The organism is Roseomonas sp. BN140053 (assembly GCF_047690175.1).
Lineage (GTDB): Bacteria > Pseudomonadota > Alphaproteobacteria > Acetobacterales > Acetobacteraceae > Roseomonas.
Map to the genome: position 1 here is coordinate 32,071 of NZ_JBLLEB010000025.1, position 18,395 is coordinate 50,465.

The 18,395-nt window shown below is 68.1% G+C and carries 15 protein-coding genes and 1 pseudogene; 4 read left to right on the forward strand and 12 right to left on the reverse strand.

The features are described from left to right. Position 1: 1 nt before the first annotated feature. A complete protein-coding gene (locus tag ACLIBK_RS18655) occupies positions 2-1,324 on the reverse strand; it encodes an ABC transporter substrate-binding protein (protein ID WP_415388802.1) in 1,323 nt (440 codons plus the stop codon). Between the two features lie 3 nt (positions 1,325-1,327). Next, positions 1,328-2,404, reverse strand: a complete 1,077-nt coding sequence (locus tag ACLIBK_RS18660) for a substrate-binding domain-containing protein (RefSeq protein ID WP_415388803.1) — start codon at positions 2,402-2,404, stop codon at positions 1,328-1,330. A 310-nt stretch (positions 2,405-2,714) separates the two neighbouring features. Here ACLIBK_RS18660 and ACLIBK_RS18665 point away from each other — a divergent pair, with 310 nt between their 5' ends. After that, a complete protein-coding gene (locus ACLIBK_RS18665) occupies positions 2,715-2,915 on the forward strand; it encodes a hypothetical protein (RefSeq protein WP_415388804.1) in 201 nt (66 codons plus the stop codon). 358 nt (positions 2,916-3,273) lie between these two features. Here ACLIBK_RS18665 and ACLIBK_RS18670 read toward each other — a convergent pair whose 3' ends face one another. From ACLIBK_RS18670 to ACLIBK_RS18685, 4 genes are all read right to left on the reverse strand, one after another. Continuing rightward, a complete protein-coding gene (locus ACLIBK_RS18670; RefSeq protein WP_415388805.1) occupies positions 3,274-3,408 on the reverse strand; it encodes a DUF2474 family protein in 135 nt (44 codons plus the stop codon). Next, the gene (cydB, locus tag ACLIBK_RS18675) at positions 3,392-4,426 is read right to left on the reverse strand and encodes a cytochrome d ubiquinol oxidase subunit II (RefSeq protein WP_415388806.1); all 1,035 of its coding nucleotides are present in this window, start codon (positions 4,424-4,426) and stop codon (positions 3,392-3,394) included. Before cydB ends, ACLIBK_RS18670 begins: the two co-directional genes overlap by 17 nt. Positions 4,427-4,434: 8 nt before the next feature. Then, complete coding sequence (locus ACLIBK_RS18680) at positions 4,435-5,913, reverse strand: cytochrome ubiquinol oxidase subunit I (protein ID WP_415388807.1); 1,479 nt, start codon at positions 5,911-5,913, stop codon at positions 4,435-4,437. Between the two features lie 219 nt (positions 5,914-6,132). After that, entirely contained in the window at positions 6,133-6,717 is a 585-nt protein-coding gene (locus ACLIBK_RS18685) for a GbsR/MarR family transcriptional regulator (RefSeq protein WP_415388808.1), read from the reverse strand. A 288-nt stretch (positions 6,718-7,005) separates the two neighbouring features. Between ACLIBK_RS18685 and ACLIBK_RS18690 the strand changes: the two genes are divergently transcribed. After that, a complete protein-coding gene (locus ACLIBK_RS18690; RefSeq protein ID WP_415388809.1) occupies positions 7,006-7,263 on the forward strand; it encodes a hypothetical protein in 258 nt (85 codons plus the stop codon). 76 nt (positions 7,264-7,339) lie between these two features. Here ACLIBK_RS18690 and ACLIBK_RS18695 read toward each other — a convergent pair whose 3' ends face one another. The 4 genes from ACLIBK_RS18695 to ACLIBK_RS18710 are packed head-to-tail and all read right to left on the reverse strand — an operon-like array spanning position 7,340 to position 12,126. Continuing rightward, entirely contained in the window at positions 7,340-8,416 is a 1,077-nt protein-coding gene (locus tag ACLIBK_RS18695; RefSeq protein WP_415388810.1) for a Bug family tripartite tricarboxylate transporter substrate binding protein, read from the reverse strand. A 38-nt stretch (positions 8,417-8,454) separates the two neighbouring features. Further along, positions 8,455-9,477 carry an NAD(P)-dependent oxidoreductase gene (locus ACLIBK_RS18700; RefSeq protein WP_415388811.1) on the reverse strand — a complete coding sequence of 341 codons (1,023 nt, stop codon included), beginning with the start codon at positions 9,475-9,477 and terminating at the stop codon, positions 8,455-8,457. Between the two features lie 3 nt (positions 9,478-9,480). Next, positions 9,481-11,145 carry an FAD-dependent oxidoreductase gene (locus ACLIBK_RS18705; protein WP_415388812.1) on the reverse strand — a complete coding sequence of 555 codons (1,665 nt, stop codon included), beginning with the start codon at positions 11,143-11,145 and terminating at the stop codon, positions 9,481-9,483. A 6-nt stretch (positions 11,146-11,151) separates the two neighbouring features. Further along, on the reverse strand, positions 11,152-12,126 hold the full coding sequence (locus ACLIBK_RS18710; protein WP_415388813.1) for a Bug family tripartite tricarboxylate transporter substrate binding protein: 975 nt from the start codon (positions 12,124-12,126) through the stop codon (positions 11,152-11,154). A 120-nt stretch (positions 12,127-12,246) separates the two neighbouring features. Here ACLIBK_RS18710 and ACLIBK_RS18715 point away from each other — a divergent pair, with 120 nt between their 5' ends. Then, the gene (locus tag ACLIBK_RS18715) at positions 12,247-13,209 is read left to right on the forward strand and encodes a LysR family transcriptional regulator (RefSeq protein WP_415388814.1); all 963 of its coding nucleotides are present in this window, start codon (positions 12,247-12,249) and stop codon (positions 13,207-13,209) included. 36 nt (positions 13,210-13,245) lie between these two features. Here ACLIBK_RS18715 and ACLIBK_RS18720 read toward each other — a convergent pair. Continuing rightward, positions 13,246-13,482, reverse strand: a pseudogene (locus ACLIBK_RS18720) (AAA family ATPase); the annotation flags it as partial. 97 nt (positions 13,483-13,579) lie between these two features. Here ACLIBK_RS18720 and ACLIBK_RS18725 point away from each other — a divergent pair. Next, a complete protein-coding gene (locus tag ACLIBK_RS18725) occupies positions 13,580-15,961 on the forward strand; it encodes a DUF4214 domain-containing protein (RefSeq protein ID WP_415388815.1) in 2,382 nt (793 codons plus the stop codon). Positions 15,962-16,428: 467 nt separating this feature from the next. On the opposite strand, the gene ACLIBK_RS18730 is transcribed toward ACLIBK_RS18725, so the two are convergent. Beyond that, positions 16,429-18,273: a family 16 glycosylhydrolase gene (locus tag ACLIBK_RS18730; RefSeq protein ID WP_415388816.1), complete on the reverse strand. Its 1,845-nt coding sequence runs from the start codon at positions 18,271-18,273 to the stop codon at positions 16,429-16,431. Positions 18,274-18,395 lie beyond the last annotated feature (122 nt).

Here is an 18,395-nt window from a genome sequence, read left to right on the forward strand (position 1 = left end):
CTCAGCCGACCTGGCAGGCGCCGCTCGAGGCCGGGTCGGGCTGCCAGCAGGGGGCGTTGGTTTCCGTCATGATGCGGCGCAGCGCCTCGGCCTGGCGGTCGAGGGCGGCGCGCGGCCGCTCGCCGCGCAGCACCACGCGCTGAAAGGTGTCGGTGAAGACCTTGTCGAACTCGCCGCCGCGCTGGTCGAGGCCGACCGGCAACAGGCTGACCAGCGCGTCCGGCGCCGCGCTCATCTTCGCGATGGCGTCCGCCGCGAGCCGCAGCCCGGGTTCCAGGTCGGTCGGCAGATCCGTCTGCACCACGGGGAAGAAGGCGGTGGCGCGCAGGGTGCGGATCTGCACCTCCGGCCGCGTCAGGTACTCGATCAGCCTGGCCGCCCCGGCCGCGTCGGGCGCACCCTGCGGGATGGAGAGGCCGGCCACGACCGGCATGAAGCCGCGGCCCTTGGGCCCGGCGGGGGCCGGGAAGGCCACGAACTCGTCCGGCTTGGCGTTCAGCGCGTCGATCACCCGCGCGACATGGTCGAAGGCGATCCAGACCTCGCCGGTCAGCAGCGGTTCCTGCATGAAGCCGTAGTTCGTGGAATTGGGGTGCACCGCCTTCCACAGCTCGCGGAACTGCGTCCACATCGCTTCCGCCGCCTCGGAGCGGAAGGTGGTCACCACGCCGCCGGTGAAGGAGGGGTAGAGGTAGCCCTCGAAGAAGCGCGGCATCAGCCCGGTGGGGCCGGCGGGGAAGCCCAGGCGGCGCTGGCCGGTGCGGGCCTGGATGGTGGCGGCCCATTGCCCGAGCTGCTCGTAGCTCAGCGCGTTGATGTCGGCACCGGCGGGCAGGAAGGGCAGGGCCTGCTTGTGCGCCACCATCAGATAGGTGGCCTGCATCCAGGGGATGTAGCGCTGCTGCGCGCCGCCGAGCTTGCCGGATTCCAGCATCGCCGCGTTGAAGCTGCGGTTGGGCAGGGCGGCCAGCACATCGTCGAGCGGCGCCAGCGCGTTGGAAGATTGCAGCGGCAGGATCTCGCCGTGCAACCCGCCGATCAGGCTGGTGCTGCGGCCGCCCGCCTGTTGTTCCGCGCGCACGCGCACGCCCAGCTGCGGCGGCTGTTCGGTGACGAAGTTCACCGGCGCCCCGAAGCCGGACAGGATCTGCTGCCGCATGCGCTGCGCGGATTCGATCGGCCGCAGCTGCGTGGACAGGAACACCAGCTCCTGCGCCTGGGCCCGCGCGCGGGTGCCCGGCAGGGCGGCGGCGAGCAGGGCGCCCAGGCCCAGCGTGCCGGCGGCGCGGCGCGAAAGGGGGGCTGCTTCAGCGGTGTCGGTCATGGGTCACGGATCCTCCCTGTTGATGCGTCCGGGTAGCTTCGGCCGGGCACGGCGCGGCGGGCGCGACGCCCCTTCCGGGGGTGCCGGCCCGTCGGAGGACCGCGCCACCAGCTGCGCGGCCACGACCTCCGCCATGCCCTCCGGCGAGGCGCCGCGCAGCAGGGCCAGCAGCATCGCCACCATGCGCTCGGCCGTCTGGTCCACCATCGGCTCGAAGCTGGTCAGCGGCGGGTCAGTGAAGGTGCCGACGGACAGGTTGTCGTAGCCGATCACCGACACGTCCCGCCCGGCGCGCAGCCCCGCGGCGGCCACGGCGTGCAGCGCACCCACGGCGAGCCGGTCGGTGGCGCAGAGCACGGCGCTGGGTGCCCGCGGCTCGCGCAGCATCGCCGCCATCAGCCGGAAGCCGTTCTCCTCCGTGGCCTCCGCCTCGGCGCGCGGGCCGGGGGGCAGGCCGGCCTCGGCCAGCGCGGCGCGCCAGCCGCTCTCGCGGTGATGGGCGAAGCTGAAGGCGGAAGGCGCGTTGATCAGCCCGATGCGGCGGTGGCCCAGGCCGAGCAGGCGCCCGACGGCCTGGCGAAAGGCGGCGGCGCCGTCCACGTCCACCTGGGCGTGCGGCCGCGCTTCCTCCGTGCGGCCATGCACCACGAAGGGCACGCCGCGGTCGAGCAGCAGGCCCACGCGCGGGTCCTGCCGCCGGGTGCGGGCCAGCAGGAAACCGTCGACGCGGCGGTTCTCGGCCAGCTGGCGGTACAGGGCCAGTTCCTCCGCCCCCGGCCGCGCCGCGCCCACCAGCATGTCCAGCCCGGCAGCGGCCAGGCGCGGGCCGAGCGCGCCCAGCAGGCGCAGGAAGAAGGCGTCCTCCAGCTGGCCGGGGCCGGTGGGCAGGATCACGCCGATCGCGTCGCTGACGCCGGCGCGCAGCCGCCGGGCGGAAGCGTTGGCGCGGTAGCCGATGCGCTCGGCCTCCGCCTGCACGCGCCGCCGCGTGGCCTCGGCCACGTCGTCATGGCCGCCCAGGGCGCGCGACACGGTGGTCACGGACAGGCCCAGGGCTGCGGCGATGCGGGTGAGCGACATAGTGCGGCGGCGTTTCCTGCGCGCGCATGGTTCATCCGAAACGTTTCGGGCGTCAAGCCGCGTGGGCCGGAGTGATGGGCACGGGGCGGCCGGGGCCTGTCCCGCTGCGGCCGGGCGCACCGGGCGCGAAGCCGGACGTGATCCGGAGCCGCCGGCACAGCAGGCGGGGAAAGATCCGTGGCAATAACGGCGTGATCGGCGTCGCGGCGCGTGTGGCGTTCATCGCCCGTTAGTGGTTGGTCGGCGAGAAAAAGCGGCCGGCAAAGGCCGGCATCCATCCCCCCGGATCAACGGCCCCAAGAGGTGTGCCATGCCGACCTCCCCCCACGCCCCTTCCTCCGTCCGCACCACCCCCACCGTGCTGACCGCGGCGCTGCTCAGCGGCGGTCAGGGCGAAACGCTGGACCTGCGCACGGCCGATGGCGCGCTGCTGCGCCTGCCCCTGAGCCCCGACGCGCTGGCAGAGATCGCAGCCCTGGCCACCGCCGCCCTGCGCGACCGGCCGCACTGAGGCGACCGGCGGCCACCCTTGCTGGTTCCGGGCTGCGATCCGGTGCAGTGGGTGTTCCTGGGTGAACTGGCCTTGGCCAGGGGCGCTGCCCCTGGACCCCAGGGCAAAGGCGGAGCCTCTGCCCGAGCCGGGGAGTTACGAACTCCCCGGTGTCTCGCGTTGAGTGCCTCCGGCGGGGGCGGGGTGGCTGACGTTGGTCATCACGGACAGCGTTGTCCGGCCCGCCCCCGCCGGAGGCACTCATGAGGCACGAGGAGCCCCGGGCTCCTCGCGGGGTGTCCAGAGGAGCAGAGCCCCTCCGGCCCAAATCCACGGCGGAGAACAACCAGCCCCACCGGAACCGGGGTCCGTGACGCCCTCAGGGGTGCAGCACCGACCGGATGGCGAAGCCCACGGCGCCCAGGGCGGCGACGCTGCCGGCCCAGATCAACAGCAGCCAGCCCAGCCGGCGCAGCAGCCCGGGTGGCCGCGCCGGTTCAGTGGTAGCCGGCATCGGCCCGGACCTTGCCACGGAACAGCCAGTACACGTAGGCGGTGTAGCCCAGGATGATCGGCAGCAGCACGGCGGTGCCTGCCAGCAGGAAAAGCTGCGTGGAAGGCGGCGCGGCCGCGTCCCAGATCGAGATGGAGGGCGGCACGATCCAGGGCCACATACTGACCCCCAGCCCGGCATAGGACACCAGGAACAGCCCCAGCACCAGCACGAAGGGTTTGGCATCGGCCCAGAGACCGTGCTGGTCCGCCCGTTCCAGCGCCCGGAAGAAGCCCCAGGCCAGCACCAGCACCAGGATCGGCACGGGGGCGGCAAAGAGCATGTTGGGGAAGCTCAGCCAGCGCTCGCGGAAGGCGGGCTGCAGGAAGGGCATGCACAGGGACACGGCCAGGATGAACAGCAGCAACGCGATGCCCATGCTGCGCGCCTGGCTGCGCGCGCGGTCGTGCAGCGGCCCTTCGGTCTTCCACACCAGCCAGCAGGCGCCCAGCACGCCGTAGCCGGTCACCAGCGCCAGGCCGGTCAGCACGGAGAAGGGCGTGAGCCAGTCCCACCAGCCACCGGCATAGGCGCGGTCGCGCACCTCGATGCCCTGCACGAAGGCGCCCAGCGCGATGCCCTGGGTGAAGGCCGCGACGTAGGAGCCCCAGGAAAAGGCGCGGTCCCACCAGAGCTGCTGCACTTCGTTGGCGGCGCGGAAGCGCATCTCGAAGCTCACGCCGCGGAACACCAGCGCCAGCAGCATCAGCAGCAGGGGCATGTAGAGGGCCGGCAGGATGGTGGCGTAGGCCAGGGGAAACACCGGGAACAGCCCGACGCCTCCCAGCACCAGCCAGGTCTCGTTGCCGTCCCAGACGGGGGCCACGGAGTTCACCGCGACGTCGCGGTCCTCCTTGTGCGGCAGCACCGGGAACAGGATGCCGATGCCGAGGTCGAAGCCGTCCAGGCAGACGTAGATGAACACCGCCGTGGCAATCAGCACGGCCCAGATAAAGGCGAGCGTGTTGGCGTCGAGCATGGCGCTGGTCACTCCGCCGGCTGGGCTTGCGGCCGGGGGTCGGGCCCGGTCTGGGTGGAGGGGGCCGGCGTGGTGCCGGCGGTGCGGATCGGCTTGTTCTGCGGCGGGCCGGATTCTTGCGGCTGTGGGGTCTGTGAGAACAGGCGGAACAGGAACCAGATGCCCGCCCCGAACACCACGAAGTAGACCACCGCGAAGGCCGCCAGGGAGGCCGCCACCGCTGGGGCGGCGATCGGCGACATGCTGTCGGCGGTGCGCACCAGACCGTAGACGGTGAAGGGCTGGCGCCCGGCCTCCGTCACGATCCAGCCGGCGGTCACCGCGATCAAGCCGGCCGGTCCCATCGCCACCGCGCCGCGCAGCAGCCAGGGCGTGGTGTAGAGCCGGCCGCGCACACGTTGCAGCAGGCTCAGCGCCCCCAGCCCGATCATCAGCATTCCCAATCCCACCATGACGCGGAAGGCAAAGAACACCAGCGGGATGTTGGTGGGCCAGTGGTCGCGCGGCAGGTCCTTCAGCCCCCGCACCTCGCCGTTCCAGCTATGGGTCAGGTAGAGGCTGGCGAGGTTGGGGATCTCCACTGCCAGCCGCGTGCGCTCCTCCTCGGCCGAGGGGATGCCGAACAGCACGGTGGGGGTGCCGCGCTGGGTCTCGAAATGCCCCTCCATCGCCGCCACCTTGGCCGGCTGGTGCTCATAGGTGTTGCCGCCGTGCAGGTCGCCCAGCACCAGCTGCAGCGGCGCCACCACGGTCAGCATCCACATCGCCATGGAGAACATCACCCGCGCCCGGTCATTGGCCATGCGCAGCGGGCCATTGGCGTCGCGCACGGTTGCCGAGCGGCGCTCACGCAGCACGTGGAAGGCGCCCACCGCGCCCACGATCAGCGCGGTGGTGAGGTAGGCGCCGGTGACGGTGTGCATGTAGCGGAACGGGAAGGAGGGATTGAAGATCACCTCCCACCAGTTCTCCACCACGAAGCGGCCCTCGGGGGTGATGGCGTGGCCGCGCGGGGTTTGCATCCAGGAATTGGCCGACAGGATCCAGAAGGTGGAGATCAGCGTTCCCGTGGCCACCAGGCAGGTGGCCAGGAAATGCAGCCCCTTGCCCACCCGCCCCATGCCGAACAGCATCACGCCCAGGAAGCCGGCTTCCAGGAAGAAGGCGGTCAGCACCTCGTAGCCCAGCAGCGGGCCGATCACCGCGCCGACCTTGTCGGAGAACACCGCCCAGTTGGTGCCGAACTGGTAGGACATCACGATGCCTGACACGACGCCCATGGCGAAGGCGATGGCGAAGATCTTCAGCCAGTAGCGGAACACGTCCAGGTAGACGGGTTTGCCCGTCCACAGCCACAGCCCTTCCAGCACCGCCAGGTAGGAGGCGAGGCCGATGGTGAAGGCGGGAAACAGGAAGTGCCAGACCACCACGAAGGCGAACTGGAAGCGCGCGAGGTCCAGCGCGCTGGGCAGGAGGGCGTCAAGCATGGGCGGCGTTCCCGTGGGATCGGTCGAACCGCGGCCCGGGCGGGCGCGGCGTGAGGGGGCAGCGAAGTGCCGGGCGGGCGCGGGGCAAGGGGTGCCGTGGGCTGTGCAACGCGGGGTCCAGGCGGGCGGCGGGCAGCAGATGCGACCGGGTCGCGGGCGCAGGGCACCCTGGGCGGGACACCGGGCGCGGGCGGGCGCGCGATGCGGGGCGTGGTGGCGTCATCGCCCGCTGGCCGGGGCAGGGGAGCCGCGGCGGCCGCGGCCGATGGCGACCACCTTGTCCTTGACCTCCAGCAGCCGGGTGACGCGCGCGCCCAGCGCCAGCAGGGCGGCCAGGCGCTCGGTTTCCAGGCGGCGGACATCCTCGTACCAGGTGGTCAGCTGCTCGATCAGGCCGTGCATCTCGGCCATCCGGGCCTGCGCGTGGCGCTCGGCCTCGCTGGCGGGCTGCTGCATCAGCAACTCCCGCAGCACGGACAGGGTGGGGTCCACCTCACGTTTCTTCCGCTCCTCCGCCAGCGTGCGCAGGATCTGCCACACGTCGTCGGGGGTGGTGAAGAAATCCCGCCGGTCGCCGGGGATGTGCTTCAGCAGCACGAGGTTCCAGGCCTGTAGCTCGCGCAGCCCCATGGACACGTTGGAGCGTGACACGCCCAGCGCTTCCACGATGCCGTCGGCCGAAAGGGGTTCGGGCGAGACGTACAGCAGGGCGTAGATCTGCCCCACCGTGCGGTTGATGCCCCAGCGGCTGCCCATCTCGCCGAAGTGGAGCACGAAGGACTGGACCAGAGGCGGGAGGTTCACGGGATCGGCCTACTGTAATTTCAGAAATTACTGAAAATACGATAGGCGCCGGTGGTTGCCCTGGCAAGCTGTTTCGTGCCGCCTACGCAGCATCCCGTCTGCCTTACGGTCGCCTGGGCCATGGCCCAGCACCCGCGGCGCGGTCGGAGGCGCGTCGGCCTGGGGTGCTCCATGGCGGCAAGGGCAACGGTCTTGCACCGGAGATGGAACGGTGGCGAGAGATATCGCCCATAGGACAGCGCCAGCTGCCAAGCCTGTGCCACGGCGCTGGGAGTAGCCTGCCACCGGATGGCGTCACCGCGGCTGATGGGACTGGAAGCGCTGGCGATGACCCAGGCGTTGCGCGAGGGCTGCGTGCTGGCGCTGTCGGTGCATGCCTCCCTGGTGGTGCCGGCCTCCGCGCCGGAGAGGGCGGCTACGGCGATCAGGGCCGGCTACGTCACGCCTTGCGGCGTATGCCCCAATGTGAAGGCGGAGCGGCAGGCGCAGAAGGCGCCCTCAGTCCAGGTGCAGCCCGATCGCGACCTCGCCTTGGACCCGGTCTGAGCGACGCCCTGCCCAGTGATCATGGAGGGAACCCGTCTTCTCCCTCCCCGCTGTCACATTGAGCCGCCGGCCAACTCTATTCGGCTTTGATGTTCTTCTCGCGCACGATGCGGGTCCAGGACGCGATCTCCGCATCGACGGAGTGCCGGAAATCATCCGGGGTACTGCTGGCAGGGGTTCCCCCGCTCTCCTCGATGCGGCGGCGCAGATCAGGATCGCCCAGCGCGGCCGCGATCGTGGTCTGCATGGAAGCCACGATGTCGGGCGGCGTACCCTGCGGCGCCATCATCCCGAACCAGTTCGTGCTGGTGAAATCGATGCCCTGTTCCCGCGCGCTCGGCACGTCGGCGGCGGCGGGAACGCGCGGGCCTTGGGTCGCCACGGCGATGGCCCGCAGCGTGCCGCTGCGCATCTGGCCGAGAATGGTGGGGATCGCGGCGATGACGAGGTGGATCTGGCCGGCCATGAGGTCCGTCGCGGCCTGCGCCAGTCCACGATAGGACACGTGGTTCAGGCGAATGCCGGCCACGTCCTGTAGCAGCTCGGCCTGCAGGTGCGGTATCGCGCCCACGCCGTTGGAGCCGTAGAAGAGCTGCCCGGGCCGGTCCTTCGCGTAAGCGACGAACTCCCTCAGGTCACGCACCGGGAGCGATGGGTTCACCATCAGGATCGGTGCGTATTCCGCCAGCATCGTCACTGGCGCCAGTTCCGCACGGGGATCGAAGCCCAGGTCGCGGCCCAGTGCCACGGCGAGGGGCAGCGAGTTGTCGCACATGGTCACGGTGGTGCCGTCCGGGACCGCCCGGGCACCGGCCTGCCAGCCCACCGCTTGGCCGCCCCCGGTGCGGTTCTCCACCGCGAAGCTCTGCCCGGTCATCTCCTGCAAGCGGGCGCCGACGCTACGAGCCAGGAAATCGGATGTTCCGCCGGCCGCGAGGGGCACGATCACGCGTACCGGCCGGTTCGACGGCCAAGTGACGTGCCCGGCCGGCTGCCGCCCCTGAGACGCAGCCCGGTTCGCGAGGAAGGGTAGTGCGAGCGTACCAGTCAGGGCGGCGCGTCGGCTCAGCGAGACTCGCCCCGGAAGCTCGCGTGGAAGCTGCGGCCCCGCTGTGGATACCGCTCGTCCCTCTCCTGCCAGCTCCTGCGACATGATTCTCCCCTCCCCTGATGTCGTTCTTGAAGTTCTGTCTACCGCACCATTACCTCCGGGTTCCGGCAGATGAGTGGCGCTTCGCCACGTAGGATGCGGACCGCATTCTCCAGGAGTGCCGGACGGAAGGACTCCGCGGACTCCCGCGTGTGGCCGATCAGGTGCGGTGTGAGAATGACATTGTCCAGGGCGCGCAGCGGGCTGTCTGCCGGTGGCGGCTCTACCTCGAAGCTATCGAGAGCCGCGCCGGCGATCCGGCGTTCGCGCAACACCTGAACCAGGGCCGCCTCTTCAATCGCCTCCCCCCGTGCGGTGTTCACGAGCACGGCCGAGGGTTTCATGAGGCCGAGCCTCGCCCCGTTCAGCAATCCCCGGCTGGCGGGATTGATGCTCACCAGCACGACCACGACATCACTGCGCCGCAGGAGGTCCTCAAGGCTTGTGAAGCTTACCCCTTCGGACACGCTGCCGGGCTCCCTGCTGGGCGAGTGGGCGAGCAGTTCCACGTCAAAGGCCGTGAGCCGGGCGGCAACTGCGCGGGCGATCCGCCCATACCCGATGAGTCCGACCGTCTTGCCGGCGAGCTGGCGGCCAAGAAGTGGCTGCGGGCGCGGCAGACGGTCGCGCAGTACACGGGTCACCCCTGCCAGATCGTAGAGCAGCGCCAGGATGAGCAGGATGGTCGCTTCGGCCATCCCGGTCCAGTTCTCCTCCGTCGCCCCGTGGCCGACAGGCAGGCCGAGCTCGGTCGCAGCCGTCAGGTCGAGAGATTCAACGCCGATGGTGGGAAAGCAGATGCCCTTCAGCCGGGGAGCCGCGAGGAGGGTTTCGCGCGTGCAGAGGTGGCGGATCGTCGGAACGATCAGGTCGGAGCGCGCCAGCTGCTGCCCGATCCACGCAGGATCCAGCAGAAGCTTCTCGCCGGGCGGGGCGGCCGGAACCCGGAATATCTCGACACCACGCGCTTCCAGCGTCGTGGCGAGTTCGTCCAGCAGATCGGCATGGGTGGTGTCCCGGCAGATGAGCGCCGCGGTGCCGGCCAGCAGAAGGTCCGCGCCCATCGCCTAAGCCGCCTCGGTGCGTGGGGCGGCTATCTGCTGGGAACCGGTGGCACCTCGGGAGACGCCACGAAGGATGTCGACGATGGCAAGCGCGTCGTCGGGGGCATGGTCAGCGCGCCAGGCGACATGGCCGTCCGGGCGCACGAGCACCAGCGCTCTCTCGTAGAGGGCGGCGATCCCCGCGTCACGGATCTCGACCAGTTGCAACGGCAGCCCGCGTCCGGCTGCGGCCCGGAGCAAGGGTTCGGGGTCGGCCTCCTCGGCGAAGCGGAGCAGCACGAAGCCGCGCCCGAAGAGGTCCAGGGTGGAGCGGCCATCCGCCAGCCAGGCATGCGGAGCCCGGTGGCCGGGTCGGGATGTCGGGACGTACGCGATGCGCGTATCGGGCGGCGCCGGCGTGCCGTCCGGGACGCAGATGGGGGAGTCCTCGTACCGGTAACCCAGAACGACGCCGATGTTCTCCCACTCCGTGCGGGTCGCCTCCAGCATGTGCTGGCCGACACGCTCCCGTACGGCCTCGCCTTCCGACCCCTGGTCCAGGATGCGCTCGCAGTCGACGGCCGAGCGCAGTGCGAAATAGTTCTCGGTTGAGGCATTGGCGTTACGCCAGGCCACAGGCCGGCGCTCGGCCGCATAGCTGTCGAGCAGGTCGGGCCCCGCCCAGCCCCGCAGCACGGCTTCCAGCTTCCAGCTCAGGTCAACGGCGTCCCCCAGCCCGGTGTTGAAGCCGAAGCCGCCCGTGGGTGACATGGTGTGGGCGGAGTCGCCGGCCAGGAAGACCCGTCCCTGGCGGTAGCGTTGCGCGACGAGGCGGCTGCGCCGCCAGAGCTGAACGTCGATGATCTGGAACGCGATGCTGTCGTCGCCCATGCAGCGGCGCACCCAGGCGGCAGCGTCGAACTGCTCGAGGTCGACCCGATCCCGCGAGCCGAGGATGGTCAAGCGCCACAAGTCATCGCCGTTCACGGTGGTGAGGTTGCCCCAGGTGCCCTCCGGGCCAACGAAGATGAAGCGCTCCCCCTGCCCTTTGCCAGCCCGCGCGACCAGGCCCGGGCATCGCAGGAACACGGCGACGGAGTAGTCCAGCGCCGGGTCACCCTCCATCTCGATCCCCAATTGCCGCCGGATCGGGCTGCCGGCGCCGTCGCAGGCGATCATATACTGGGCGGTGACCTCGAGCGTTTCGCCGCTCGCATGGTCCCGTGCTCGCGCGACCACGGCCTCGGGCCCCTGCTCGAAGGACAGCATCTCGCAGCATTGTCGGAAGTCAGCGGTGCCGGCTTCCCGCACGGCAGCTGCCAGGATCGGGTCGAAGAAGAGCTGCGGCGACCGGTGCTTCTTCTCCGGTGTTTGCGGCGGTGTGGCTTCGTCGCGAATGCCAGGGTAGGGGATCGTGGCGAGGAGCGGACCTGTCATCGAAGTGCAGAACATCATGCTCAACGCGTAATCCGTCGGGAAAGCGCTGTTGCGGATGCGCTCCGCGATGCCTAGCCGACGACAGATCTCCATGGTGCGATAGGTCAGGGCGGCCGTTTTGGGGTGGTGGATGGTTCCGTCCGTACGCTCCAGCAGCGTGCAGGGGATCTGACGCCAGGATAGTTCGAGCGCCATGCACAGCCCGACCGGGCCGCCGCCGATGATGAGGACAGGGGTTTCGAGGGTGTGCATGTCAGGTCAGTCCTGAAGTTCGATCCGTGCTGCCCTGGCGACGACAGTCCATTTGCGCACTTCCTCGCCGATGAAGGCGCTGAACTCGGTCGAGGAGAGCGGTGCCACATCGGCCCCGACTCCGACGAAGACCTGTCGGATAGCAGGGTCGTGTAGCAGTAAGAGGCTCGCCTCCATCAGCTTGCTCCTGATGGGCTCCGGTAGGCCAGCCGGGCCGAGAAGGCCGAACCAGCTCTCCACCGCGATGTCGGCCATGCCGAGTTCGGCCGTCGTCGGAACATCCGGAGTGAGGGGATGCCGGCTGCGTCCAGTCTGCGCCAGCATGCGGACTTGGCCGCCCTGGGCATTGCTCGTCATCAGTTGCGGACTACCCGCGAAGAGTTGGAGTTGGCCGCCGAGGAGATCGGCAACGGCAGGTCCGCCACCGCGGTAGGGAACATGGGTCATCCGCACGCCGGTGCGGCTGCACAGCAGTTCGACGGCGAGTTGCGAGATGCTTCCGACGCCGGGACTGCCGAACTTGATCGCGTCAGGGCTGGAGCGGGCATAGCTGACCAGTTCCCCGAGGCTGTGCACGGGGACCTGGGCATTGACGCAGAACACGAATGGCGACGTGGCTGCCAGGGCGATGGGGGAGAAGTCGCGCACGGGGTCGTAAGGCATGTCGCGCTTCAGGGCAGGCAGGATGGCGAGGCCGTCCGCCGGACCGATGAGGAGGGTGTAGCCGTCGGGCGCGGCACGTGCGGCTGCGACACACCCAACCAATGAGCCGCCACCGGCCCGGTTCTCGACCACGAAGGGTTGCCCCACCCGTTCCGATAGCGCTTGGCAGAGCGTTCTGCCTATCAGGTCCGTCCCTCCGCCAGGAGCAAAGGGCACGATGACCCGGACTGCTCGGGCCGGGTAAGCCTGCGCGAAGGCCGGTAGTGGCAGCAGGGCGGCGAGCCCTGTCTGAACCGCGCCTCTCCGGGTGAGTGCCATGTTTCCCCCATTCCTCCGCTCCTCAGCCACTGGCGGGAGCAGTTCTCTTGAGGCGCAAGTTATTGACCGAAATAGATAAGTCCAATAGCAATTTTGTCACGTTCCCATAAACGGTAGCTTATGGATTCCAAGCGAATGGCGCATCTCGCTGGTGCTCAGCGGCATTTTCCTCAGCTCACGCTGCAGAAGCTCGAGGTGTTCTGCCGAGTGGTCGAACTCGGGAGTGTGACCAGGGCAGCTGAGGAGATGGGTGTTGCCCAGCCCGCTGTGACTGCGCACCTGCGCGACTTGGAGGAGAAGCTCGGCGTTCAGATCGTGCAGCGTGTTGGCCGGCATCTGGTCCTGACTGAGGCAGGGAGCCGCTTTCACCGCTGGTCAAGCGAGATCCTCACGCGCACTCTCGAAATGTCTCGCGAGCTCAGCAGCCTAAATGACGGTGCAGCCGGCGAGGCGGTGATCGCCGCTTCCATGACGGTCGGCACCTATGCGCTCACAGAGATCCTCGTCGAGTACCAGCGCGAGCACCCGAACACCTGTGTTAGCACCCTGATCGCAAACACGAGACTTGCCACCGAGGCGGCCCGCACTGGGGAATGCGACTTCGCCGTGCTGCTCCTGGACACCAGACAGGACCTGAAAGGCCTGGAGCTGGAGCCGCTATGGGAGGAGCAGCTCGTCCTGGTGGCTACAGGTAGCGATAACCGTATCGGAGTGGATGCTACAGCCTCGGATCTGTCGCGGCTGCCTTTCGTGACCACGCCGCGGGTGCTGGTACGGCGAAACCTGGAGGACCAGGCGCTTTATGCCCGCGGCATCGTGAACCGTCGGGTCGTGCTCGAACTCGGTCATCCCGAAGCAATCAAGCGCGCGGTACTGGCGGGAGCGGGTGTGGCCTTCGTTGAGGAAACAGCGGTTCGCGAGGAGGTGGGCCGCGGCGAGCTCCGGATACTGCGCACGCCGGGATTCGAACTGCGGATGCCGCTCGTTCTCGCCCATCGGCGGGGGAAGGTCATGACCGAGATGCAACTCGGCTTGATGATGTTCATCAAGCGTTGGCGTCGTCCGCCTCCTCAGCAGCCTTGATCGAATAGCTCCGTCAGGATGGGTGCGGCACCCCATCAGCGGATTGCTGTCGTCGCGCTTGAGGCCGCCCGTCTTGGGATCGGTCTCCAGCAGCCGGTGGATGGTGCGGTCCCCCAGCCCCGTGCCGTCCGACAGGCGCTTGGCGGCTCGCCCGGTGGGCGCACCCAGCGCCACCTCGACCCCCTTGGCGCGCAGCACCTGCAGCACCGAGTTGACCAGGGTGGTCTTGCCCACCCTCGGCCCGCCGGTGATCACCAGCACCTTGCTGCCCAGGGTGACCGAAGTCGCGCCATGAGGCTGGCTGCCGGGTAAACAGAATCTCCGCTCGGGGATCGATTGTTCCTCGGAGCGTGGGTGAGAAGGGGCACGGGTGAGCGATGCGCCCGAGGAGGACGCCTATGCTGAGGTGGATCATGGCCTCGGAAACGTTGAGGCGAGGCTCGTAGTCGCGCCTGCGGCGGCACCCTTATGGTCTGGCTGTCTGGCACGCCTGCGGTCGGACATGCTGCCCGTCCGACCTGCGCCCGATGCTCCTTTCTCCACCTCCGGCCCATCTGGGCAGGAACCCGCCCGACGCCGCCTCGACCAGATCATTCCGGAACAGGTTTTAAGCAGCAGCCCCCGCTTCATTAGCAGAATATTAAGTTCCTTTCCGCACTCTGATCGCTTTCAGGAGCGACAGGTGACGCTGGTATCCGGCCCGAATGGTTATGCCTCCATCAATGGCTGGACCATGCTGACAAACGCGTGGAATTCAGGCGATCTGGTCTTCGGCGAGGACTACAGGCTCAGTGGCAGCTTCGACGGAACCAGTCTCGCGAATTCCGCACATTTCGAATGGAGCTTTCCCGAAAACGCAAAGCCTTGGCCCGTGGTTCGGGCCTATCCAGACATTGGATTCGGTGCTTCGCCTTGGGGGCGGGGAGAGTCGGATCCCTCGCACGTGTTCCCAATCCAGGTGCGCGACCTGAAAACAATGACGATGGACTACAGTGTCCAGTATGGCGGGGATGTCGGAGGCTATAATGTCGCCTACGACATATGGTTCACCACCAAGCCGAACGGTGGTGTGCCGGATATCAAGAATGAGCTGATGATCTGGCTTCACAAGGGCGATCTTACCGCCTTCGGGCAGCATATCGGCGATTACGCGGCTCAGAATTTTTCCGGAGCCATCTACAACAACGGAAGCTACACGGCCATCGTTCCGGACACCGATTTCACGGAGGGTGTCCTGGATCTCAGCGGCATCATCCGCAAGCTGCAGGAATTGCACATCATATCTGACGACGAATACCTGACGTCCGTCCAGTTGGGGGCGGAAGTGGTCGAAGGTGCTGGCTCGCTGAGCATCAGGAGAATGAGTCTGGGCATCGTTGACCAGAGGGCAGACGGGCTCGTGGCGACGAGAGTGACAGGCGCAGGATCGGCCGAGGCGGGGAGCCTGTCGTATACGATCGGCGTCGTTCCCCTGTTGGACAGCTCTGGCGCTTCCATAGGTTTCCGGGATACCTCGATCACGGAATCCGGCGATGTGGCGGTTCACTGGTATGACGGTTCGTCGAACTTTGTCGGAATGGATGACCTGAGCATCGGTCTGGACGGAAAGGTATTCGTCAGACACTTTGACGGTTCCCGGATATTCTCGGGCGCGGCGATCATCGAGGAGAACGACGATGCTTCCCTCGTGGTGAGGGAGTTCGACGCGAAGTCGAATTTCCTGGCCACGAAAACCATCGAAGGTGATGGCGCGCGGGGTATTGCCCTCGAGGAAATCGTCGACTCACAGCTGCATTTCCCGGACTCTCAGGATGTCGTCCCCCCTCCCGTGGGTGTTATCGGGATCGGCGACATGGAGGTGCAAGCCCTTGCCCGGCGCGACAGTTCCTTTCAGATCCAACTGGATGGCACGGTGGTTCTGACCCATGGCTCCGAGAGCGCCTTGCTCAACGGTGGCGAAACACTGGTCTTCGCCGACGGGCGAATGGTGTTCGACGCTGCCGACCCGGCGGCGCAGGTGGTGCGGCTGTACAACGCTGCCCTGGCGCGCGGCCCGGAACAGGCGGGCCTGAACTACTACATAGATGCCCTGCAGCACGGCCGCCCGCTGGCGGAGATCGCCGCCGGCTTCAATGGCAGCCCCGAGTTCCAGGCCCGCTACGGCAGCAACCTGTCGCTCGACGCCTATCTCGGCCAACTCTACCAGAACGTCCTCGGCCGCGGGGCCAGCGAGGCCGAACTGCAATACTACCGGGACCGCGCTGCGGCCGGCGACAGCCGCGAGACGTTGTTGGTCGCCTTCTCGGAAAGCGAGGAGAATCAAGCACGCACGGCCGAGCTGGTGAAAGCCGGTATTTGGGACGTGTCAGAAACCGCTGCCCAGGTGGCCCGCCTTTACGACACCATGTTCGGCCGTCTACCCGACCTGGCCGGGCTGCGCTTCTACAAGGACCAGCTCGACGCCGGCACGGCGACCCTCCAGGGCGTCGTGCAGAGCTTCACCGGCAGCCCGGAATTCCAGGCCCTCTACGGCACCAACCCAGGCAGCACCGAGTTCGTGCAGCTGCTTTACCGCAACGCCCTGGACCGCAGCGCCAGCCCGGACGAGATCAGCCACTACGTCCCCAAGCTCGCCGGCGACGCGCTGAGCCGGGCCGACGCGGTGATCGGTTTCTCCGAGAGCCCGGAGCACCAGGCGCTCACGGCACCCGACATCATCAGCGAGAGCCATTTCGGCATCGCCTTCGTATAGTCTCGAGACTCTCCCGGCAGCGGGACCGATCTCGTGCGCGGTTGAACGAACAGGCGCTGCTCCGCGTTCATGCGGGGTCGAAGGGCAGCCGATGTCGCGGCCAGCATCATGGGTGACGTCGGGAATTTGGCCGACTCGCCCCGCAGCGGACGCTTAGGCGGCATGATCCTGACTAGTCCTCGCGGCGCGCTTCGAGTGGAAGCGCGGAGCTTGTCTGAGCAGGTCCAGAGGTATGACGAGGTCGTGGGCTAGGTCGCGCACCGGGCGCGGGATGCCGCCGCTTCACCGCGGGCGATGAGGGCGACGGGCCCCATCCCGAGCCGGCCGCCTCCGTTCCCGGCCGGCTGGAGGAGGCGATGACGGCTCTGGAAAGGCGGATGCGCGGGGAGACCCTGGCCGAGACCGGTGGCAACCAGCCGGAGTCGGCATGATGCCTGGGCATCTCACGGCTGGAGGTCCAGCAGGCGTCAGCTACTGCCCGGGCCCGCAGCGATGTTGTAGAGCCACGGATTGGACAGCAGCATGCCCCTGGCCGTTTCGCCGGCGTATTTTTCGCTGCCTTCTGCCAGGGCGAGGTTGATCTTCACGCCGAAGCCGGTCGTGGCCGTGTCCGTCGTGAACTTGAAGCCGCAGCGCAGCTTGCCGCCCCCGAGCACCGCGATGAAAGGCACGCAGTTGGACCAGGCGCCATTGGCGATGGAGAAGCCGATGGTGCCAGCATCGAGGTTGAACCATGCCGTTGCCTGGCTGCCGAAGCTGCTGTCGTAGATCGAGAGGTGCAGCCAGCTGCGGCCCAGGCTCGCCACCGCCTCGACCCAGGCGTTGAAAGTCTTGACCCCCGCCGCACGCGTGATGCCGCCACGGTACAGGTTGTGCTGGGCGTCGGCCGTCGTTTCCAGGACCGTGGTCGCGTTGGGGGCGGTCAGGGCTTCTTTGGTCCAGCTGGCATCGGCGAAGGACTGCTGGGTAATAAGGTTCGCCTGGGCAGGAGTGCCGGTGATGACCTTGATGTTGAACTTCTTCTGCTGCGTGCGGCCGAGCGTGTCCGTGGTCTTCAGGGTAAGATCGTGATTGTCCTTGGTGGTAGCGGGCACCACCTGCGACAGTACGAGGTTGCTCCCCGACACGGCAAACATTGCGTCCGGGTCGGCCACCTCCGTCACTACGTTGCCGCCGCTGAGGCCGGTGTTCTCGGTGGTGATGGCCGCGACCACGCCGCCGACCGCGAGATTGTCGAGGTAGGAGGTGGCGGACAGGCGCAGCCCCTTCGGGCCGGGCTTCTGGTAGACCCGCACGGACTTGATCAGCAGGTCCATGATGTCGGGCGTCGTGCCGTCGGGGCGAGGCACCCAGCCTTGGAGGTTGGAGCCTACTTGCATACTCAGCAGCATGTAGTGCAGGGCATCGACCTCGGGAAACTCGGCCGCGTCCCGGGAGGACACCAGCATGTCGTCTAGGTAGAACTTCACCGCGCTGTCGCTGAAGTCCACGGCGAACTTGTGGAAGCCCTGCGTCAGGTCCGCGCCGGCGTTCACCGGAACAGGGTGCTGCGCGCGGGCGTTCGGGTTGCCGGTATGGAAATTGGCCTGATAGGAGGTGACAGGCTGCACGCCGCCGACATGCTCCATCAGGTCGAGTTCGGGCGGGTGCCTGTCGTTCGTGGGAAAAGTCCAGATTGCCGGCCAGGAGCCCTTACCGCTGGTGTACCGGGCAACCACCTCGATATAGGCGTGGCGGGTGGCGAAGCGGTACTTCGTGTTCAGGACGCCGGATACGTAGGCGTAAGGCTGGCCGGTGATGGGATCGTTCGGGATCTCATCCGCCCGGAAGCCGAGCATGGCGGTACGCTGGGCGCGGATGCGCAGGTTGCCGTCCACGATGGCGAAGGGGCTGTGGCCGTTGCTCCAGGGATATTCTGGATCGGCCAGCCAGCAGGCCATCCCGGACCCGGACATGTCCGTGCCCTTGGCCAGGTTCGGCGTACCGTCCGTGGTGTCCATGCGGGGCTGCCAGATGCGCGACGGGTTTGCGGCCGCGTCGGCCGCGTAACCGGCGGCGGCAGGCCCACCGGTCAGCAGGGCGAGGCCGTCGCGGGAAGGGACGTAGTCGAAGGCGAGTGTCACGCCGGGGGTGCTCGCGAGAGCGAGGGGCATGTTCAGCGCCGTGGCCGCCGCGTCGCGCGCGGCCTGGTCGGTGCCGTTCGCAAGGAGCACGGCCGGAAAGCGCTTGGTGACGCCGCCCTGTATCCCCGCAAACTCTGCGCCCGCCAGCGTGGTCGCGGCAGGAAGTTCGCTAATCCTTACATCGGGCATGCAGGTCTCCGAGGCATGGGAATGGCGTCGACGTCCTGTCGACAAGGCAGTCGCGGTGCGGGCGGCAGGGATGGGACGCGGGCGCGCGACGGCGCTGGCCGCGGAAGGTCCGGGCAGACGGC

Coding starts and splice junctions, on each gene's coding strand:
- ACLIBK_RS18695 (WP_415388810.1), bottom strand. CDS start 8,416: ATGTCGCAGGAGCTGGCAGGAGAGGGACGAGCGGTATCCACAGCGGGG.
- ACLIBK_RS18690 (WP_415388809.1), top strand. CDS start 7,006: ATGGCGTCACCGCGGCTGATGGGACTGGAAGCGCTGGCGATGACCCAG.
- ACLIBK_RS18655 (WP_415388802.1), bottom strand. CDS start 1,324: ATGACCGACACCGCTGAAGCAGCCCCCCTTTCGCGCCGCGCCGCCGGC.
- ACLIBK_RS18670 (WP_415388805.1), bottom strand. CDS start 3,408: ATGCCGGCTACCACTGAACCGGCGCGGCCACCCGGGCTGCTGCGCCGG.
- ACLIBK_RS18680 (WP_415388807.1), bottom strand. CDS start 5,913: ATGCTTGACGCCCTCCTGCCCAGCGCGCTGGACCTCGCGCGCTTCCAG.
- ACLIBK_RS18730 (WP_415388816.1), bottom strand. CDS start 18,273: ATGCCCGATGTAAGGATTAGCGAACTTCCTGCCGCGACCACGCTGGCG.
- ACLIBK_RS18660 (WP_415388803.1), bottom strand. CDS start 2,404: ATGTCGCTCACCCGCATCGCCGCAGCCCTGGGCCTGTCCGTGACCACC.
- cydB (WP_415388806.1), bottom strand. CDS start 4,426: ATGCTCGACGCCAACACGCTCGCCTTTATCTGGGCCGTGCTGATTGCC.
- ACLIBK_RS18700 (WP_415388811.1), bottom strand. CDS start 9,477: ATGGGCGCGGACCTTCTGCTGGCCGGCACCGCGGCGCTCATCTGCCGG.
- ACLIBK_RS18705 (WP_415388812.1), bottom strand. CDS start 11,145: ATGCACACCCTCGAAACCCCTGTCCTCATCATCGGCGGCGGCCCGGTC.
- ACLIBK_RS18710 (WP_415388813.1), bottom strand. CDS start 12,126: ATGGCACTCACCCGGAGAGGCGCGGTTCAGACAGGGCTCGCCGCCCTG.
- ACLIBK_RS18665 (WP_415388804.1), top strand. CDS start 2,715: ATGCCGACCTCCCCCCACGCCCCTTCCTCCGTCCGCACCACCCCCACC.
- ACLIBK_RS18715 (WP_415388814.1), top strand. CDS start 12,247: ATGGATTCCAAGCGAATGGCGCATCTCGCTGGTGCTCAGCGGCATTTT.